Below are 17,059 nucleotides of genomic sequence, written 5' to 3' on the forward strand. Positions count from 1 at the left end.
ATCCGCAAGGTCGGGATTTGTCTGGCCGGTTGAACGGCGCTGCTAGCTTGCTGTTCTGCTGCTGTGGGACCGTGACGGCCACCCTCTCCCGCGCCACGTTCACAGGCCTTCGTTGCAAGGAGTGTGGCCACCCCTACCCCGCCAGCGCTCTGCATGTCTGCGAAGACGTCTGCTTCGGACCGCTTGAGGTTGTCTACGACTACGAGGCAATTCGAGCGCGGGTGAGCAGGGCCTCGATCGAGGCTGGCCCCAGCTCAATCTGGCGGTATCGCGAATTCCTGCCGATCGAGGGGGATCCGATCGATGTCGGCACCGGCTTCACCCCCCTGGTGCGGGCCAACCGGCTGGCACGCCGTCTGGGTCTCAAGCACCTCTACATCAAGAACGACGGCGTCAACATGCCGACCCTCTCCTTCAAGGACCGGGTGGTGTCGGTGGCACTCACCAGGGCACGGGAACTGGGATTCACCACGGTGAGTTGCGCCTCCACCGGGAATCTGGCCAATTCCACCGCCGCCATCGCCGCCCATGCCGGGCTCGAATGCTGTGTGTTCATCCCCAGCGATCTGGAGCTCGGCAAGGTGCTGGGCACCTTGATCTACAACCCCACCCTGATGGCGGTGAAGGGCAACTACGACCAGGTGAACCGGCTCTGCTCAGAGGTGGCCAACACCTATGGCTGGGGCTTCGTGAACATCAACCTCAGGCCCTACTACTCGGAGGGCTCCAAAACCCTGGGCTACGAGGTGATCGAGCAGCTCGGCTGGCAACTCCCCGACCACATCGTGGCTCCCCTGGCCTCAGGCTCCCTGTTCACCAAGATCCGCAAGGGATTCGATGATTTCATCAAGGTGGGGCTTGTCGAGGAGAAGTCAGTCCGCTTCAGCGGTGCCCAGGCCGAAGGCTGCTCGCCGATCGCCCAGGCTTTTGCCGCCGGTCGTGATTTCATCACCCCGGTGAAACCCAACACCATTGCCAAATCGATCGCGATCGGCAATCCCGCAGACGGTCCGTACGCCCTGGATCTGGCCCGCCGCAGCGGCGGCACGATCAGCTCGGTCACCGATGAGGAGATCGTGGCCGGCATCCAGCTGCTGGCCGAAACGGAGGGCGTGTTCACCGAAACCGCCGGTGGCACCACGATCGCCGTGCTGAAGAAGCTGGCCGAGCAGGGCACGATTGATCCAGAGGAAACCACCGTGGCCTACATCACCGGCAATGGCCTGAAAACCCTCGAGGCGATCAGCGGGGTGGTGGGTCAGCCCCACACAATCGAACCCCAGCTGGCCAGCTTCAACGCGGCCTGGGAGCGGGCCCAGTCCCTGCAACGGGCCAGCTGGGAGCCGATGGGGGTCTGATCCCTGCCCGGTTCTGCGCTCCGTTCTGCCTTAGCGATCAGGCCGCTGTTGTTTTCACCCCCACCCATCCGCCGATGTCGATTCAGGTTCTGATCCCAACTCCGCTCCAGAAGTTCACCGCCGATCAATCCAGCGTGGATCTGGAAGCCGGCACGGTCGAGGAGATGCTTCAGGCTCTCGACGTTCACTTCCCCGGCATCCTGGCCCGCCTCACCGATGACAACGGCAAGTTGCGGCGCTTCCTGAACGTCTACGTCAACAGCGAGGACATCCGCTTTCTCGATCATCAGGCCACCGTCCTCAGCGATGGCGATGAAGTGAGCATCGTTCCCGCCGTGGCTGGTGGCTGAACCCCACCGGGCCAGTCAGTCTGAGAACACAGCGATCCGGCAATCCTTCCCTCCAGCCCCATAGGCTTTTGTTCTGATCCGGCTGGAACGATGACCCAGGCAACCCGTCCCCCGGCAACCGGCTCCAGCCAGCCGGTCCATGGCAAGGCCCTGCTGTTCGACTATCGCCTGGCGGCCAATCCGGTCCGCCGGGGCCTCACCGAGCCGATTCCGGAAGGTCGCTGGGGGCCCGATCTCCATGCCGCGGGGCCGACGGCCATCATTCCTCTTGATCTCAGCGCCGGGCTGGGTTGCCAGGGGCCGGCCACCAGCCCTGCGCTCTCGGCCAACTTCGTGCGGATCCTCCCGGGGGAAGGCCTCCCGGTGGGTGTCAATGCCACCAGTTCCCTTTTCTTCGTGCTGCGAGGGGAAGGGCGTTGCCACCGCCCGAGCGCTGGCCAGAGCGGTGCATTCGAGCAGGCCTGGGCCACCGGCGACCTGTTCGTGCTGCCGGCCGGAGTTGCTCCCCGGCTTGAAGCCACAGCCGAAAGCGTTCTGTACTGGGTCCATGACGAACCCCTGCTCAGCTTCCTGGGGGTCAGGGCAGAGAGCCCCCGTTTTGTTCCCACCCACTATCCGGCGGCCTGGCTGCGCCAGGAGCTGGAGGCTCTGGCGGCCGATCCCACCAGCGCCCGCAGCAACCGGCTCAGCCTGCTCCTGGCCAACACCGATCTCCCCCTGAGCCGCACCGTCACCCACACCCTCTGGGCCATGTACGGACTGCTCCCGGCCGGCGCGGTTCAGCCGCCACACCGTCACCAGTCCGTGGCGCTCGATCTGGTGATCGACTGTCAGCCGGGCTGCACCACCCTCTCGGGGCCCGATCTCAATCCGGACGGCACGATCCGCAACCCCCTGCGGATGGAATGGGAAGCGGGCGCCGCCTTCGTGACCCCGCCGGGACACTGGCATTCCCACGTCAACGAGAGCGGCCACCCAGCCCTGCTGCTGCCGATCCAGGACGCCGGCCTACACACCTATCTGCGCAGCCTGGACATCCGCTTCAGCAGTGGTCTGGAAGGGGATTGAGCCTGGTGATGGGTCGCCGCCGGCCTTGTTGAGCAGCTGGGAGGCTTCGTAGGCCTCGACGATCTGGCGGAACGCATCGCCACCGAGGGTTTCCTGCTCGATCAGGCGCTCGACGAGGAGATCCAGCAGCTCGCGCCGAGGCCGCAACAGATCGAGGGCCTGATCGAGGGCCTGCTGGGCCAGATCATGCACCTGGGAATCAATCCTGCGGCCGGTGCTTTCGGCGTAGCTCGGGCGGGTGTGGATCAGGTCTCTGCCGAGGAAAACTTCGGCGGCATCGCCTTCGAGTGCCACGGGCCCCAGGCCGGAGAAGCCGTAGCGGGTCACCATCTCACGGCAGATCTGCGTGGCCATCTGCAGGTCTCCGGAGGCCCCCTGGGTGATCTCGCCGGGGCCGAACACCACCAGTTCAGCGGCTCTTCCCCCCATCACCACCACCAGCCTGTCGCGGAGGTAGGCCCGGCTGATCAAGCCGGAATCGAGGATGTCCTCGTCGGGGGTGGTCCGGGCAAATCCACCCACTCCGCCGGAGCGGGGCAGCAGGGTGACCTTGTCGAGCTGATCGCCATGGGGGAGGAGGGTGGTCAGCAGAGCGTGGCCCACTTCGTGGTAGCCGATCAACCGCTTCTTGGCGCTGTCCTGGAGCGGCGCGACGGAAAGCCCCATGGTGATGCGCTCCAGGGCGTCGTTGAGGGCGAGATCGTCGATGCAGCTCATCTGCCGCCGGGCGGTGAGGATGGCTCCCTCGTTGAGCAGGTTGGCCAGGTCGGCGCCTGAAAAACCTGGCGTCCGGGCAGCCCAGGCCGCCAGAGACACCTCCGGCGAAAGGGGACGCGTCCGGGCATGGACGGCCAGGATCGCCTCGCGGCCACGGCGGTCCGGCAGGTCGACGTTGATCTGCCGATCGAATCGACCCGGCCTGGTCAGGGCGACATCCAGCACATCGGAGCGGTTGGTGGCGGCCAGCAGAATCACGCCCGAGTTCTCCTCGAACCCATCCATCTCCGTGAGCAACTGGTTGAGGGTCTGCTCCCGCTCGTCGTTGCCGCCACCGATGCCGGCCCCACGCTGGCGCCCGACCGCGTCGACCTCATCGATGAAAATGATGCAGGGGGCTTTCTCCTTGGCGCGTTTGAAGAGATCACGCACCCGGCTTGCCCCCACGCCAACGAACATCTCGACGAATTCGGAGGCGGCCATTGAGAAAAAAGGCACGCCCGCTTCACCGGCAATCGCCTTGGCCAGCAGGGTTTTGCCCGTGCCGGGCGGACCGACCAGCAGCACCCCCTTGGGAATCTTGGCGCCGATCGAGGTGAACCTCTCCGGCTGCCTCAGGAAGGTGACCACCTCCTGGAGTTCCTCCTTGGCCTCATTGATGCCGGCCACATCCTCGAAGCGCACCGTCATCGCGCCTTCCTCCTGAAGGCGCGGCTGGCTGCGGCCGAAGCCAAGGGCCTTGTTGGCCACCTGGGATGAGCGCTTGATCAGCAGGGTGAGCCCGCCGACCAGCAGAACCACCAGCAGAACGTTCACCAACAGGCCGGCCGATGCATCCTGGGCGCGCTCGTCACGGACGCTGAGCGGCACGTTGGCCTGCTGGGCGGTGCTCAGCAGCAACGAATCATTGGCGAAGACGGCAACGTCCGCCCGGGTTCCATCGGTGAAGGCAACGGAAACCTCCCGCTGACGCGGTGAGAGATCGAGCTCCTTGACCTTGCCGGTGCGGATCAGCTGCAGAAGCTCGCTGTAGGAGGGTGGCGGTGAGCTTTTTTGGCCAAGACCCCCCAGCAGGCTGGGGCGGGAAGGCTCGGCTGCCGGCTGCACCGGGGGGGTCAGCGGGGGTGTGATGGTGGGTTCACCGGAGCTGGCTGAGCTGGAGAGATCGGTGGAAATCGCCGGAACAGGGCCTTGGCCGGATGGCCAGAGCGGATACATGGCAGATGTGCTGCTCACAGGACTGGCACTTCTGTTCAGTTTAACGATTTGACGAAAGGCCTCCCCGAAGCGGATGATCATTGTTTGGATCAGGAAAGGGAATGGCCGCTCCCAAGAAGAAAACCTCGAAGGGGAAGCGCAACCAGCGTCATGCCCACTGGAAAGCCCAGGCCACCGTTGCGGCCAGGAAGGCTCTCTCGCTCGGCAAGGCTGTGCTCAGTGGCCGGGCCCAGGGATTCGTCTATCCGATCGATGACGCCGCCGAAGACGAAGCCAGCTGAGCCCCTGGGCGGCTTGGACAGCTCTCTTCGGCGTTCACTGTTCCCAGTCCGCCCGGATTGCAGACAGACGTACTGATTGCAGGATTCTGGCTGCGTCCGAGGCTGAAGATCTGTCCACAGGGCGGAAATCGGCTTCCTGCCGGCAAGTGGCTGCCGATCATTCCGCCTCAAGCCTCAGGTCGGCGCCCGACGCTCAGGAGCCGAGTTTGAAGCCTTCCAGCACCACGGCGTAAACCAGGCCGATCCTGGCGTTGTCACAGAGCACCCAGCCCAGCGAAGGCTTCCCCTTCACCCAGTGGCTCCGCAGCCGAACCAGCAGCTCGACAAGTACCACCATGGCCAGGACCACCAGCGGCCGCAGGCCCAGTCGGAACAGGACATAGGTGGTGAGATTGTTGCCGGCAAAAAGCCCGACCAGCAGAGCCAGCCAGGCCAGGCTGCGTTCTCGCCAATTGCCGCGCAGCCAGTCGAGCACCAGGTGATTGAGCCGCTCCAGCAACAGCTGGAAGCGGGTGGCCTGGAAGGGCTGGCGGCTCATCGAGGGGACAGACGGGGTTGTGAAGGGAAAACTGGATGGATCGATCACGCTTGCGCGCAGCGTAAGAGGCCTTGATGGGGAGGAACAGCCCAGAATGCTCCGATTCCGGTGAGAACCTGGTGCTGAATCGCCTGCCCGACCAGTGCTGGCAGTTGCCCAGGCCGCTCGACGCCGTCGGAGCGGGCGCTGAAGCCCTTGCCCTCAGCCGGCTGGGCTTGCCGCCGGAGCTGCTGGCCGTGCTGCGGCGGCGCGGCTACGAAAGCGCCGAAGCGATCGATGCCTTGCTGGTTCCGGCAGCAGCGCCTGATCCCGGAACCCATTTCAACGATCTCGGCAAGGCCGTGGACCGCCTCCGCCGCGCCTGCCGTTCGGCCGAGGCGGTGGCCATCTGCGGGGACTACGACGCCGACGGCATGACCAGCACGGCTCTGTTGATGGGGGTGCTGCAACGGCTGGGGGCCAGGCCGGTCGCCGCGATTCCCAGCCGCCAGGACGATGGCTATGGCCTCAATCCCGCCATGGTCAAACGGCTGGCAGGCGATGGAATCTCCCTGTTGGTCACCGTCGACAACGGCATCGCCGCCACGGAGGCTCTCGCCTGTGCCCGCGAACTGCAGGTGGAGGTGATCCTCACCGACCACCACACCCTGCCACCGGAGGAGCCGCCCTATCTGGCCCTGCTGCACCCGGCCCGTACCCCGGCCGATTCGCCGTTTCGCGGTCTGGCCGGTGTCGGCCTGGCCTATGTGCTGGCCGTGGCCCTGGCCGGCAGTTTTGATCGTGCTGACGCCACGGCCATGGCCCTTGATCTGTTCTGCATCGGCACCATCGCTGACATGGCGCCGCTGCTGGGGGTGAACAGACGCTGGCTCCAGGATGGATTGCCACGCCTTCACGGCTCCAGCCTGCCCGGCCTGCAGGCCCTGCAACGGCTCGCCGGTGTCGGGGACACCCCCCTTGATGCCACCGCCGTGGCCTTTCAACTGGCCCCGCGCATCAACGCGGTCGGACGCCTCGGTGATCCCCAGCTGGTCGTCGAGCTGCTCACCACCGATGATCGGGATCGGGCGATGGAGCTGGCCCAGGAGTGTGAAGCGCTCAACCGTCAGCGCCGCGAACTCTGCGATGCGATCGAAGCGGAGGCGGTGGCCCTGGTGGAGGCGGATGGGCCGCAGCGCCCCCCCTTCCTGCTGCTGGCGCAGGGCCACTGGCACCATGGCGTGATCGGTGTGGTGGCCGCCCGGCTGGTGGAACGCTATGGCCTGCCGGTTGCCCTGCTGGCCAGCGAAGGCAACGGGCGCCTGCGCTCTTCGGTGCGTGCACCCCGCGGTTTCGCCGTCGATGCGGCCCTGCGCCATTGCCACCAACTACTGGAACGCCACGGCGGCCACCCCGCCGCCGGTGGATTCACGGTGCGGGCCGAGAAGGTGGCCTCGCTCCACGAAAGTCTCAATGCGCTGGCGGCGGCTTGGCTCTCTGGCCAGGGCAGCGGCATCGCGGTGGAGCCTGAGGCCAGGCTCAGCCTCGATCAGATCAACTGGGCGTTCTGGAAAAGCCTGCAGCGGCTGGAGCCGATGGGAGCCGGTTTCGCCGCGCCGGTGTTCTGGAGTGCCCGCTGCCAGGTGGTGGAGCAGCGGCTGTTGCGTGGCGGCCATCTCCAACTCAAGCTGAGCCAGAACGACACCGGCCACAGGGCCATCGCCTGGCGCTGGCAAGGGGAGGGAATGGTTCCTGAGCTGGTGGATGTGGCCTACCGCCTGCGCAGCAATCACTGGCAGGGGGAGGAGCGGCTCCAGCTTGAAGTGGTGGGCCTGCGACCGAGCGGCTCGGGCGAGGTGGTGCTGCGCCGAAAGCAGCGCACCTACTGGTGTCGCCGGGCGGGACAAGCCGTGAAGATCCGCAATGAAGCCGGCGAGGAAATCAGCTCAGGTGAGATCGGACTCGGCTCTGGGCTGAATTCAGGGATGGAGGGTGGAGCCGAGCGGCATCCCTATCTGAAGGGGCTGTTCGAGGAGGCGGCCCTTGCCCTGGGCCTGGCCGCCTGAGCCTCAGAGGTCAGAGGGCACCACGGCGATAGAAGAGGATGAACACCACAGCCGGACCAGCCAGGGTGATCAACGCCAGAGCCATGAAGTTGGCGATCAGATGGATGTCGATACCCATGGACGGCAAGCTCACGAACGGGACGGTCTGCGGATCAGGTTACGGGAAGCGGCCCCGCTCGCCCGGGTTCCACCCATGCCACTGTGACGGCTTGTCACAGCATCACCGGTGGAGCTGATGGGCTGCGGAAGTGAATGGAGGTGCATCGGCGGCTGCGGAGCCTGCTGTCGATTGGATCCGGAGCGCCGCAGCGAGGCCCTGGAAGCCCTCAGTGCCGATCAGCGCAGTCGCTATCTGGCAATGGTGGGCAGCGATGGCTGGTGCATCCATTTCGACACCGGTGGACGTCGCTGCCGCATTTACGACGATCGCCCCGAGTTCTGCCGGGTCAGCAGCCTGGCTGAGCTGTTTGACGTGCCGATCGAGCAGGCCGATGCTTTCGCGATCGCCTGCTGCAGCCAGCAGATCAGGCAGGAGTTCGGCGGACGCAGCAGGGTGTTGCGGCGGTTCGAGCAGGCCACCGGGCAGCCATGAGCGACGACAGCGCAGCCAAGGGCGAAACGTCCGAACCGATGGAGGCCCCCCCTGCCAAGGGTGAGGCCACCCTGCTTTCGATCATCCTGACCACCTTCACCACGGTGTTCCTGGCCGAACTCGGAGACAAAACCCAGCTCGCCGCCCTGCTGCTGGCTGCCGAGTCGGGCCGGCCCCTGCTGGTGTTCGCCGGGGCGGCCCTTGCCCTGATCTGCTCGAGCCTGGTGGGGGTGTTGCTGGGTCGTTGGCTGGCGGCGCTGCTGCCGCCCCAGCGACTGGAGCGGATCTCCGGTGCGCTGATGGTGGGCCTGGGCCTCTGGCTCGGCGCCCAGGCCAGCGTTGGCCTGCTCAATCCCTGAGTCTGATCCTGATCCTTCGAACCCCCTGGGCCGATGCATCTGCCACTGCTTGCCTCCACCTTCGTCACGGTCTTCCTGGCCGAACTCGGCGACAAGACCCAGCTCACGATCGTGACGATCAGCGGCACCTCCACCAGACCGGTGGCGGTGTTTCTGGGCAGCGCGGGAGCGCTGGTGCTGGCGAGTCTGCTGGGGGCATTCGCGGGTGGATCCCTCTCCAGCCTGATCCCTGCCGATGCTCTCCAGCTCGCCGCCTCGCTCGGTTTTCTGCTGATCGGCGGCAGGTTGATCCTTCGGGCCTCAAGGGAAGATTCGTAAAGTGGTTGGATGGCAACGATGGTCGTGGGTATCGCAACGCGCCCGGGATCCTCGTTTTGGAAAACTCCAGGGTTTTCCTGCCGCTGATCTGACCGCCTGATGGGCGTCCACAGCGCCCCAAACCTCCCTTGAATCCCGCTCCGATGAAGTTCACGGTCGCCGATCTGCTTGACCAGCTCCCCAACGCCGAGGCTCTGCCTCTGGCCAAGCTGGAAAAGGCCCTCGGCCTCACCCTGAAACCGGACAAGCAACTGCTTCACATCGCCCTGGACGGGCTCAGCCGGATCGGTCTGCTTCAGCAGGATGAAACGGGGGTTCAGCGGCGAGAGGATGACAGCCTGATCGAGGCCCGGCTGCGCTGCTCCAGCAAGGGCTTCTGCTTCGCCCTGCGTGAGGATGGGGGCGAAGACATCTACATCCGCGACCACCAGCTCAACCACGCCTGGAATGGCGATCGGGTTCTGGTTCGCATCACCCGCGAGGGGGGCAGGCGGCGTTCACCGGAAGGTGGTGTGCAGTGCATCCTGGAGCGGGCCACCCGCCAGCTGCTTGCCCAGGTGGAGCAGCAGGACGACAGGCTTGTGGCTGTTCCCCTGGACGACCGCCTGCTCACCACGGTGGACTTGCCACCGGAGGATGGATCGTTCCTCGATCCGGCCCGGGAATCGGTCGTTGAGGTGCGTTTGGATCGTTATCCCGTCGCCCAGTTCCCCGCCTGCGGCCATGTCACCCGTCGCCTGCCGATCAATGGCGGCGAAGAGGCCGATCTCGACCTTCTGCTCACCAAGCACGGTCTGCGCAATCCCGACCCGGCCCCCCGGACCACCCTGCGCGCCCCCACGACGAAGGGGCGCACCGATCTCACGGCTCTCCCCACCCTGTTGCTGGCTGGCTGGAGTGGGGTGGCCGCACCGATCCTTCCCGCCCTCTCCATCGAAGCGGGCGAGGTGGGCCCGAGGCTCTGGGTCCATACCCCGGCCGTGGCGGAACGGTTCAGCCCTGGCGGCAGCCTGGATCTCTGGCTGCGGGAAAAATCAGAAGCGCTCTGCTTCGGTCGCCGCTGGCTGCCGCTGCTCAGCGAACCCCTCAGCAAGGCCGCCGGCTTCGAGCAGGGAGTGGCGGCTGAGGCGGTCTCCGTCGCCCTTGATTTCAGTGCCGATGGTCAGCTGATCCACTACCGATTCGCCCTGACCACGATCCAGGCCGATGCCAGCGTCGATGCAACGGTGCTTCAGGCCCTTGCCGACCGCAAGCCGAAGGCCCGGACCGTACCGGCGGCCTTGAAGCCCCTCAAGGATCAGCTGCCGATGCTGGAGCAGCTTCTGGATCTGGCCGCTCAGCTGCGCAGCCACCGCCTGGCCAACGGCTCGATCGACCTGGATCTCCCCCTCCCTGCCCTCGACTGTCTGGGGGATCTGGCCACGCCCGAGCCGGATGAAAGCCGCCGTGGCTGGCTGGTTCAATGGTCGCTTCACCATCCTCTGGGTCTGCTGCGGGAGCTGGTGCTCCCGGCCGGTCGCGCCCTGGGTGAGCATCTGGCAGCCCTGCAGTTGCCAGGTCTGTTCGCCGTCAATCCCGCCGCTGATCCAGCTGAAGTGAATGAGGTCGCCAAGGCCGCCCTGGCCCTGGAGATTCCCCTTGAGCTCGCCGACGACGGCAATGCTCCGGCGGCAGCGGCCCTGGCCGTGGCCTTCGCCGCCACCGATCGCAGCCGCGTGCTGCAGCGTCAGCTCAGCGATGTGCTTCCGATGGTTCAGCTCAGTGAGCAACCCGGGGCCAACAGCCTGGCGGCGACCGAACTGGGTTTTGCTTCCTGGTGCTTTCCCTCGCTCCACTACGCCGATCTCTGGAATCAGCACCTGTTGGTGGTGTTGCTCACGGATGGCAAGGATCGGCCCAGCGTGCGGCACAAGGTCAGGGTGGATCTGGCCTCGGATCTCTGCCACGGCACGATCGACTGGCCCCTGCTCCCACCCAGCCAACTCACAGAGATCGAGGCCTCCCGCAGCAGCGCCCTCATTCAACGGCTCAACAACCGCTCCCGCTTCGTGCTGGAGCTCCAGTCCGACCTGGTCGCGATGGCCCAGGCCCGGACAGCGGAGCCGCTGGTGGGCCAGACCCTCACCGGCGTGATCAGTGGTGTGCAGAGCTACGGCTTCTTCGTGGAGATCCCCCCTTCCCGGGTGGAGGGGCTCGTTCACGTGAGTTCGCTGAAGGACGACTGGTACGAATATCGCTCCCGTCAGAACCGCTTGGTGGGTCGCAAGAATCGCCGCGTTTATCTGCTGGGCGATCAGGTGGAGGTGGAGATCCAGAAAGTGGATGTGTTGCGTCACCAGATCGATCTGGCCATCCTGCTTCCCTCCGATCAGGACGGGCCCGGTGAACCGAGCGAGCCTGATCAGGGGGATCCCGGCGACGGGGAGAGCTGAGCCATGCCACCGCTGGTCCTGGCCGTTTCGGGCGCCTCGGCCATGCCCCTGGCCGAGAGGGCGCTGCAGTTGCTGCTGCTGGAAGGTGAGTCGATTGAACTGATCGTCAGTCGCGGCGCCATCGCCGTATGGCTGGCGGAGCAGGGAGTGCGGATCCCTGTTGACCCGGACAGTCAGGCCCTGTTCTGGCGGGAGCGGACCGGGGCCAGCGGTGGTTCGCTGCGTTGCCACCGCTGGAATGACCAGGCCGCCGCCATCGCCAGTGGCAGCTTTCCCACCCGAGGCATGGTGATCCTGCCGGCCAGCATGGGCACCGTGGGCCGGATCGCCAGCGGCGTCGCCCTCGATCTGGTCGAGCGGGTGGCCGACGTTCATCTCAAGGAAGGCAGGCCCCTGGTGATCGCTCCGCGGGAGATGCCCTGGAACCTCGTGCATCTGCGCAACCTCACCACCCTGGCCGAGGCCGGGGCCAGGATTGCTCCGCCGATTCCTGCCTGGTATCACCGCCCCACCACCCTGCAGGAGATGGTGGATTTTCTGGTGATCCGGGTGTTCGATTGTCTGGGCTATCAACTCGGCCCCCTGGGGCGCTGGCAGGGGCCCGTCGGCCTCTCCACCGCTCCCTGAGGCGGCGGCTCATCCGCTTCGTTCCGTCCCACCCGATCCGTGCTGCAACGCCTCCTGCTCCTGCCCCTGCTGGCACCGCTGCTGCTGGTGCTGCTGATCGCGGCTCTCAATCCGAGCCCGTCGTACGGGATGCGGCTGTTGATCTGGCGCCTGCCCCCCCTGCCACTCGGGGCCTGGATCGCGATGGCAGCCGGGGGTGGTGCCGCCTTCAGCGCCGGTTTCGCTGCCCTGGCGCTCCAGCAGGCTGTCATCCCATTGCGACGAGCACGAGACGAGCAATCGTTTCAGCCGCCGCCACCCCCCACCCGCAGGCAGAGGCCGGCACCGCCTCCAGGCGTGCCGGTGCCGGAGCGGGCTCCCCAGGACCCCCTCCCGACCATCTCGATTCCATTCCGGGTGATCCGGCGGACCGAGGCCGCCGCCCCGAGCCCGACCGGCCCGATCGCTTCAGGCCTGGCCACCCCTGTCGGCGAAGGCTGGGAGGATCTGCTGCGCGAGGAGTGGTGAGGCAGCCGTAAAGTTCCGGCAAGGTACGAGGTTGAGATCTGCGCCCGTGATTGATTCCGCCGGTTCTGCCCCCCAGCCTTCACCAGAGGCCAAGCCCGTAGCCGAGGCCAAGCCCGTAGCCGAGGCCAAGCCCGTAGCAGAGGCCAAGCCCGCACCTGCGGTCAAGCCGGCTCCGGCCGTCAAGGTCAAGCCTCCCGCCCCGGAGGACAAGCCATTTGACGAATTCATTCCCCAGCTGTTTCTGCCGGCCCTGGCCAAGGAGATTCAGGCCTATGGCGGCCCGGTCACGGAGCTGAGCTTCGTTGAGGCGCCGATGCCCGTGGTCTCCACCCCTTGCTGGCAGGTGATCGGCTTGCTTCCCGGTGGCCGACGCTTCTGGCTCTGCTTCACGGCGGCTCAGATCAACGCAGCCAAGACCTTCAGCGTGGCGGAATCCGGATGCGATCCCAGCCTGCTGGAATCCTTCCTGATCGATGAGCGCAAGACCACCCTTGCTCTGCTGGTGTCTCGGGTTGTCTCCCGGCTCAACGGTCAGAAGTGGCTCGGCCCGAACTGAGCCCCGCCGAGCGGGCCGCCACAACCCCGCCGGGCTGCTTCACATCCAGGCGATCCAGCGCTTCATCCTCCTACGATGGAACCACTCCTATGCCGAGAAGTGCCCATGGTGCCTCCGATCGCCGCCCCCAGTGCCCCTGGCACGCTGCGTGAGTCAGGGGCAACCAGCACTGCTGATGGGTCACCGGCCTTCAAGGATCCTGTCAAGGACACGATCCTGACCCCTCGCTTCTACACGACCGACTTCGACGCCATGGCGGCGATGGACCTCCGTCCCAATGAGGTGGAACTGGAGGCGATCTGCGAGGAGTTCCGCAAGGATTACAACCGCCATCACTTTGTCCGCAATGAGGAGTTTGTCGGTGCCGCCGACAAGCTCGATCCGGACACCCGCAAGGTGTTCGTTGAGTTCCTGGAGCAGAGCTGCACCTCCGAGTTCTCCGGATTCCTGCTCTACAAGGAACTGAGCCGCCGCATCAAAACCAAGAATCCATTGCTGGCCGAATGCTTCGCCCATATGGCCAGGGATGAGGCCCGCCATGCCGGTTTCCTCAACAAGTCAATGGGTGATTTCGGTCTGCAGCTCGATCTTGGCTTCCTGACTGCCAACAAAGCGTACACATTCTTTCAGCCGAAATTCATTTTCTACGCCACCTATCTCTCTGAGAAGATCGGTTACTGGCGTTACATTGCCATTTATCGCCATCTTCAGCAACACCCGGAAAGCAAGATCTTCCCGATCTTTAATTTTTTCGAAAATTGGTGCCAAGATGAAAATCGCCATGGCGATTTCTTTGACGCTCTGATGAAGGCTCAGCCAAGCACGGTGCGGGGCTTTCAGGCACGGCTCTGGTGCCGCTTCTTCCTGCTTGCTGTCTTCGCCACAATGTACGTGCGTGATGTGGCTCGCAAGGAGTTCTACGAAGCCCTCGGCCTTGATGCCCGCGAGTACGACAAGCTGGTGATCGCCAAGACGAATGAAACCTCTGCCAGGGTGTTCCCTGTGGTGCTGAACGTGGAGCATCCCAAGTTCTATACCCGCCTGGAGCGAATCGTCACCAACAACAATGCGCTCAACGCAGCGGATCAATCCAGTTCGATTCAAGTGATCAAAGCGATCCGCAAACTTCCCTTCTGGTTGGGCAATGGCCTGGAGATGGCCAAGCTGTTCCTGATGGCACCGATCCGCAGTGAGAATTTTCAGCCGGCCGTGCGCTGAAGCTGAGTTCAGCGTCCATTTTTTCTCCCATTCCTTTCTCTCTGTCGCCAGCTTTGGTCGCTTCCCTGCCGCTTTCCCTTGTCCAGATCGAGCCGTTCGACCTCAGCTGGCGATCGCGGCTTGAAACGGTGCTGGCTGCGGGCCGTGCTGCCGGAGCCACTCTTGTCGAGGTGTTTCTGGAGAGCACCGACCACATCGGTCTGCTTGCTGAGCAGGACACCATCACCAATGTGAGCCCCGCTTTCGGGAAAGGGGCAGGCATCCGGGTGTTTCGCGGTGATCAGGATGGTTTCGTCTCCACCAACGATCTCAGTGATCGCGGCCTGAACTCCGCTCTGGAGCAAGCACTCGGCATGCTTGGCCTGGAGCTCGGCAGTGCTGGTCACGGTGGCTTCGAGGGCCTTGGTGATCTCCGGGACTTCGGCACTGCCAAGAACAGCTGGCTCTCCGGCTGTCCCAGCCTGGGGGACGCCACCGGCCGGTTGCTGGAGGGAACGGGCCTGCTGGAACGCCATGGCAGCCACCTCCAGTCCCGTCGGGGCAGCTATGCCCGCGACTGGCAGGAAGTGATGGTGGCCGCCAGTGACGGCACCTTCGCCCGGGACATCCGCCTGCATCAGTCGGTCGGGCTGAACGCCCTTGCTGCCGACGGTGAGCATCGGGCCAGCCAGGGCCGGCGTTATGGCAGCACGGACCGACCCGACGATCTTCTCCAATGGGATGCGGAAGCGTCGGCCCGTGATCTCTGTGCCAGTGCCGAGGCGATGCTGCGAGCCGACTACGTCGAGGCGGGCAGTTACCCGGTGGTGCTCGCCAACCGCTTCGGTGGTGTGATCTTCCATGAGGCCTGCGGCCATCTGCTTGAAACCACCCAGCTCGAGAGGGGCACCACTCCATTCGCCGACCAGGTGGGCTGCCCGATCGCCCATCCGGCGGTCACCGCCGTCGACGAGGGGCTCAGTACCGGTGCCTTCGGCAGCCTTTCGATGGACGACGAGGGCATGGAGCCTCAGCGCACGGTGTTGATCGAGAACGGCGTGCTCAAGCGCTTCCTCTCCGATCGGGCCGGAGAGTTGCGCACCGGCCATGCCCGCACCGGCAGTGGTCGCCGTCAGAGCCATGCCTTCGCAGCCGCCAGTCGCATGCGCAACACCTTCATCGCCGCTGGTCCCCACAGCCCTGCCGATCTGATCGGTTCGGTGGAGCGTGGGCTCTATTGCAAATCAATGGGTGGCGGCAGCGTCGGCCCCACCGGCCAGTTCAACTTCGCCGTGGAGGAGGGTTACCTGATCGAGAACGGCCAGCTCGGCAAGCCGGTGAAGGGCGCCACCCTGATCGGTGAGGCCAAGGACGTGCTTCCCCGCATCTCGATGTGTGCGAATGACCTGGAACTGGCGGCCGGTTTCTGCGGCTCGGTGAGCGGCAGCATCTTCGTGACGGTGGGCCAGCCCCACATCAAGGTGGATTCGATCACTGTGGGGGGGCGATGACCAGCTCCACCGCTTCCGTGGCGGTCCTGGACGCCAGCCGCCTGGGCCATCAGCTTGAGCAGCTTGCTGCAGGTCTGGGGATCGAGCGCTGGGACCTGGGGGCCGCCTGCAGCACCGACACCTCAGTGCAGGTGGATCGGGGCGAGGCCAAGCAGCTCAAAGGCGCTCAGCGCAGCTCGATCACGGTGCGGGTCTGGAACGGCGACGGCCTGGTCGGCATCACCAGCACCTCCGATCTTTCGCCGGCAGGGCTGGCCAGGGCCCTTGGCATCGCCCACGAAGCCAGTGCCTATGGCAACGCCGATGAAACCCCCTCGTTCTCGCCGCTGGCCACCGCAGCTCTGCAACCGCTCGATCAGCCACTGCTGGAGCCGGTCGGGATTCTCAGCCTGCTGGACACCCTCAAGGAGGCGGAGCGGGTCCTGCTCAGCCGCCACGAGGCGATCAGCACGGTTCCCTACAACGGCCTGGCCCAGCGTTCCAGCGACAGGATCTATCTGAACAGTGCCGGGGCCTGCCGGCAGCAGCGGCTCAGCACCGCCAGTGTCTACCTCTATGCCAGGGCCGAGCAGGCTGGCCGCAAACCGCGCAGCAGCGGCGCCGTGCGGCTTGCCTATGGCGCCAGTCAGCTCGATCTGGCCGGCTGCATCGAGGAGGCCGCCGAGCGGACCATCTCCCACCTCGATTACGCCCCGATCGATACCGGGTATTACACCTGCGTGTTCAGCCCCGAGGCGTTCCTCGATCTGATCGGAGCGTTCAGCAGCCTGTTCAATGCGCGAGCCGTGCTCGATGGGGTGAGCCTGAGCAATCGTGAGTCGCTGGGCGAACAGCTGGCGGTTCCGTTCCTCTCGATCCACGACAACGGCCTCCATCCCGGCAACATCGGTGCCTCCGCCTTCGATGGTGAAGGCACCCCGGTTCAGCGGCTCGCCCTGGTGGATGGCGGCGTCCTCCGCCAGTTCATCCATTCGGAGGCGACGGCCCGGGCCTTTGGCGTCGCTCCGACCGGCCATGCCGGCCTGGGCGCCAAGGTGTCGGTCGGGGCTAACTGGCTTGAGATCGGACCTGGCAGCAGCAGTGGCGGCAGCAGCGGCCTGGATCGGCACAAGGCTGATGGGGTGGTCTGGATCGATTCACTCTCCGCCCTGCATGCCGGTGTCAAGCCCAGCCAGGGCTCGTTCTCCCTGCCTTTCGATGGGTGGCTGATCCAGGGCGGCGAACCCCGCTCGATCGAAGCCGCCACCGTGGCTGGTGACATCCGTACGGTGCTGAACAGCCTGCTCGGTTTCGAGGGCCCCGGCAAGATCACCCCCGATGGGCTCTGCCCCCATGTGTGGGTGGAGGGCCTGTCGATCACCGGCGACGCCTGAGCCACCCGGACG

The 17,059-nt window shown here is 65.4% G+C and carries 18 protein-coding genes; 15 read left to right on the plus strand and 3 right to left on the minus strand.

Features of this window, described 5'->3' with window-relative positions; genetic code table 11:
- Nucleotides 1-71 precede the first annotated feature (71 nt).
- The 3 genes from thrC (at nucleotide 72) to ACXMDY_RS02870 (ending at nucleotide 2,776) form a co-directional block, all read left to right on the plus strand.
- Entirely contained in the window at nucleotides 72-1,358 is a 1,287-nt protein-coding gene (thrC, locus tag ACXMDY_RS02860) for a threonine synthase (RefSeq protein WP_259703066.1), read from the plus strand.
- Nucleotides 1,359-1,432: 74 nt separating this feature from the next.
- Nucleotides 1,433-1,708, plus strand: coding sequence for a MoaD/ThiS family protein (locus ACXMDY_RS02865; protein ID WP_259703067.1), 276 nt, complete (start codon nucleotides 1,433-1,435; stop codon nucleotides 1,706-1,708).
- A 90-nt stretch (nucleotides 1,709-1,798) separates the two neighbouring features.
- The gene (locus ACXMDY_RS02870) at nucleotides 1,799-2,776 is read left to right on the plus strand and encodes a cupin domain-containing protein (RefSeq protein WP_259703068.1); all 978 of its coding nucleotides are present in this window, start codon (nucleotides 1,799-1,801) and stop codon (nucleotides 2,774-2,776) included.
- On the opposite strand, the gene ftsH is transcribed toward ACXMDY_RS02870, so the two are convergent.
- Entirely contained in the window at nucleotides 2,717-4,711 is a 1,995-nt protein-coding gene (ftsH, locus tag ACXMDY_RS02875; RefSeq protein ID WP_259703069.1) for an ATP-dependent zinc metalloprotease FtsH, read from the minus strand. The two genes, ACXMDY_RS02870 and ftsH, sit on opposite strands and share 60 nt — an antisense overlap.
- Nucleotides 4,712-4,812: 101 nt before the next feature.
- Here ftsH and rpmF point away from each other — a divergent pair, with 101 nt between their 5' ends.
- The gene (gene rpmF, locus ACXMDY_RS02880) at nucleotides 4,813-4,992 is read left to right on the plus strand and encodes a 50S ribosomal protein L32 (RefSeq protein ID WP_259703070.1); all 180 of its coding nucleotides are present in this window, start codon (nucleotides 4,813-4,815) and stop codon (nucleotides 4,990-4,992) included.
- Nucleotides 4,993-5,185: 193 nt separating this feature from the next.
- On the opposite strand, the gene ACXMDY_RS02885 is transcribed toward rpmF, so the two are convergent.
- The gene (locus tag ACXMDY_RS02885; RefSeq protein WP_259703071.1) at nucleotides 5,186-5,530 is read right to left on the minus strand and encodes a DUF565 domain-containing protein; all 345 of its coding nucleotides are present in this window, start codon (nucleotides 5,528-5,530) and stop codon (nucleotides 5,186-5,188) included.
- A 74-nt stretch (nucleotides 5,531-5,604) separates the two neighbouring features.
- Between ACXMDY_RS02885 and recJ the strand changes: the two genes are divergently transcribed.
- Nucleotides 5,605-7,575, plus strand: coding sequence for a single-stranded-DNA-specific exonuclease RecJ (gene recJ, locus ACXMDY_RS02890; protein WP_399244454.1), 1,971 nt, complete (start codon nucleotides 5,605-5,607; stop codon nucleotides 7,573-7,575).
- Nucleotides 7,576-7,585: 10 nt separating this feature from the next.
- On the opposite strand, the gene psb30 is transcribed toward recJ, so the two are convergent.
- Nucleotides 7,586-7,708 carry a photosystem II reaction center protein Ycf12/Psb30 gene (psb30, locus tag ACXMDY_RS02895; protein ID WP_259703073.1) on the minus strand — a complete coding sequence of 41 codons (123 nt, stop codon included), beginning with the start codon at nucleotides 7,706-7,708 and terminating at the stop codon, nucleotides 7,586-7,588.
- Nucleotides 7,709-7,810: 102 nt separating this feature from the next.
- Between psb30 and ACXMDY_RS02900 the strand changes: the two genes are divergently transcribed.
- The 10 genes from ACXMDY_RS02900 to ACXMDY_RS02945 all read left to right on the plus strand — a co-directional run bounded on the left by ACXMDY_RS02900 (nucleotide 7,811) and on the right by ACXMDY_RS02945 (nucleotide 17,047).
- A complete protein-coding gene (locus ACXMDY_RS02900) occupies nucleotides 7,811-8,167 on the plus strand; it encodes a YkgJ family cysteine cluster protein (RefSeq protein WP_259703299.1) in 357 nt (118 codons plus the stop codon).
- A gap of 38 nt (nucleotides 8,168-8,205) precedes the next feature.
- Complete coding sequence (locus ACXMDY_RS02905) at nucleotides 8,206-8,526, plus strand: TMEM165/GDT1 family protein (protein ID WP_259703300.1); 321 nt, start codon at nucleotides 8,206-8,208, stop codon at nucleotides 8,524-8,526.
- A gap of 33 nt (nucleotides 8,527-8,559) precedes the next feature.
- On the plus strand, nucleotides 8,560-8,844 hold the full coding sequence (locus ACXMDY_RS02910; protein WP_259703074.1) for a TMEM165/GDT1 family protein: 285 nt from the start codon (nucleotides 8,560-8,562) through the stop codon (nucleotides 8,842-8,844).
- 143 nt (nucleotides 8,845-8,987) lie between these two features.
- Nucleotides 8,988-11,276, plus strand: coding sequence for an RNB domain-containing ribonuclease (locus ACXMDY_RS02915; protein ID WP_259703075.1), 2,289 nt, complete (start codon nucleotides 8,988-8,990; stop codon nucleotides 11,274-11,276).
- A 3-nt stretch (nucleotides 11,277-11,279) separates the two neighbouring features.
- Nucleotides 11,280-11,903: a flavin prenyltransferase UbiX gene (locus ACXMDY_RS02920; protein ID WP_259703076.1), complete on the plus strand. Its 624-nt coding sequence runs from the start codon at nucleotides 11,280-11,282 to the stop codon at nucleotides 11,901-11,903.
- 39 nt (nucleotides 11,904-11,942) lie between these two features.
- Nucleotides 11,943-12,410, plus strand: coding sequence for a hypothetical protein (locus ACXMDY_RS02925; RefSeq protein WP_259703077.1), 468 nt, complete (start codon nucleotides 11,943-11,945; stop codon nucleotides 12,408-12,410).
- A gap of 46 nt (nucleotides 12,411-12,456) precedes the next feature.
- Nucleotides 12,457-12,966 carry a DUF2996 domain-containing protein gene (locus ACXMDY_RS02930; RefSeq protein ID WP_259703078.1) on the plus strand — a complete coding sequence of 170 codons (510 nt, stop codon included), beginning with the start codon at nucleotides 12,457-12,459 and terminating at the stop codon, nucleotides 12,964-12,966.
- Nucleotides 12,967-13,071: 105 nt separating this feature from the next.
- Nucleotides 13,072-14,184 (plus strand): magnesium-protoporphyrin IX monomethyl ester (oxidative) cyclase, encoded by a 1,113-nt coding sequence (gene acsF, locus ACXMDY_RS02935; protein ID WP_259703079.1) that lies wholly within the window; start codon nucleotides 13,072-13,074, stop codon nucleotides 14,182-14,184.
- Nucleotides 14,185-14,270: 86 nt separating this feature from the next.
- The gene (locus ACXMDY_RS02940; RefSeq protein ID WP_399241778.1) at nucleotides 14,271-15,674 is read left to right on the plus strand and encodes a TldD/PmbA family protein; all 1,404 of its coding nucleotides are present in this window, start codon (nucleotides 14,271-14,273) and stop codon (nucleotides 15,672-15,674) included.
- Entirely contained in the window at nucleotides 15,671-17,047 is a 1,377-nt protein-coding gene (locus ACXMDY_RS02945; protein ID WP_259703080.1) for a TldD/PmbA family protein, read from the plus strand. Before ACXMDY_RS02940 ends, ACXMDY_RS02945 begins: the two co-directional genes overlap by 4 nt.
- The last annotated feature ends 12 nt before the right edge of the window (nucleotides 17,048-17,059 follow it).

This window comes from Cyanobium sp. ULC082 (assembly GCF_977927535.1).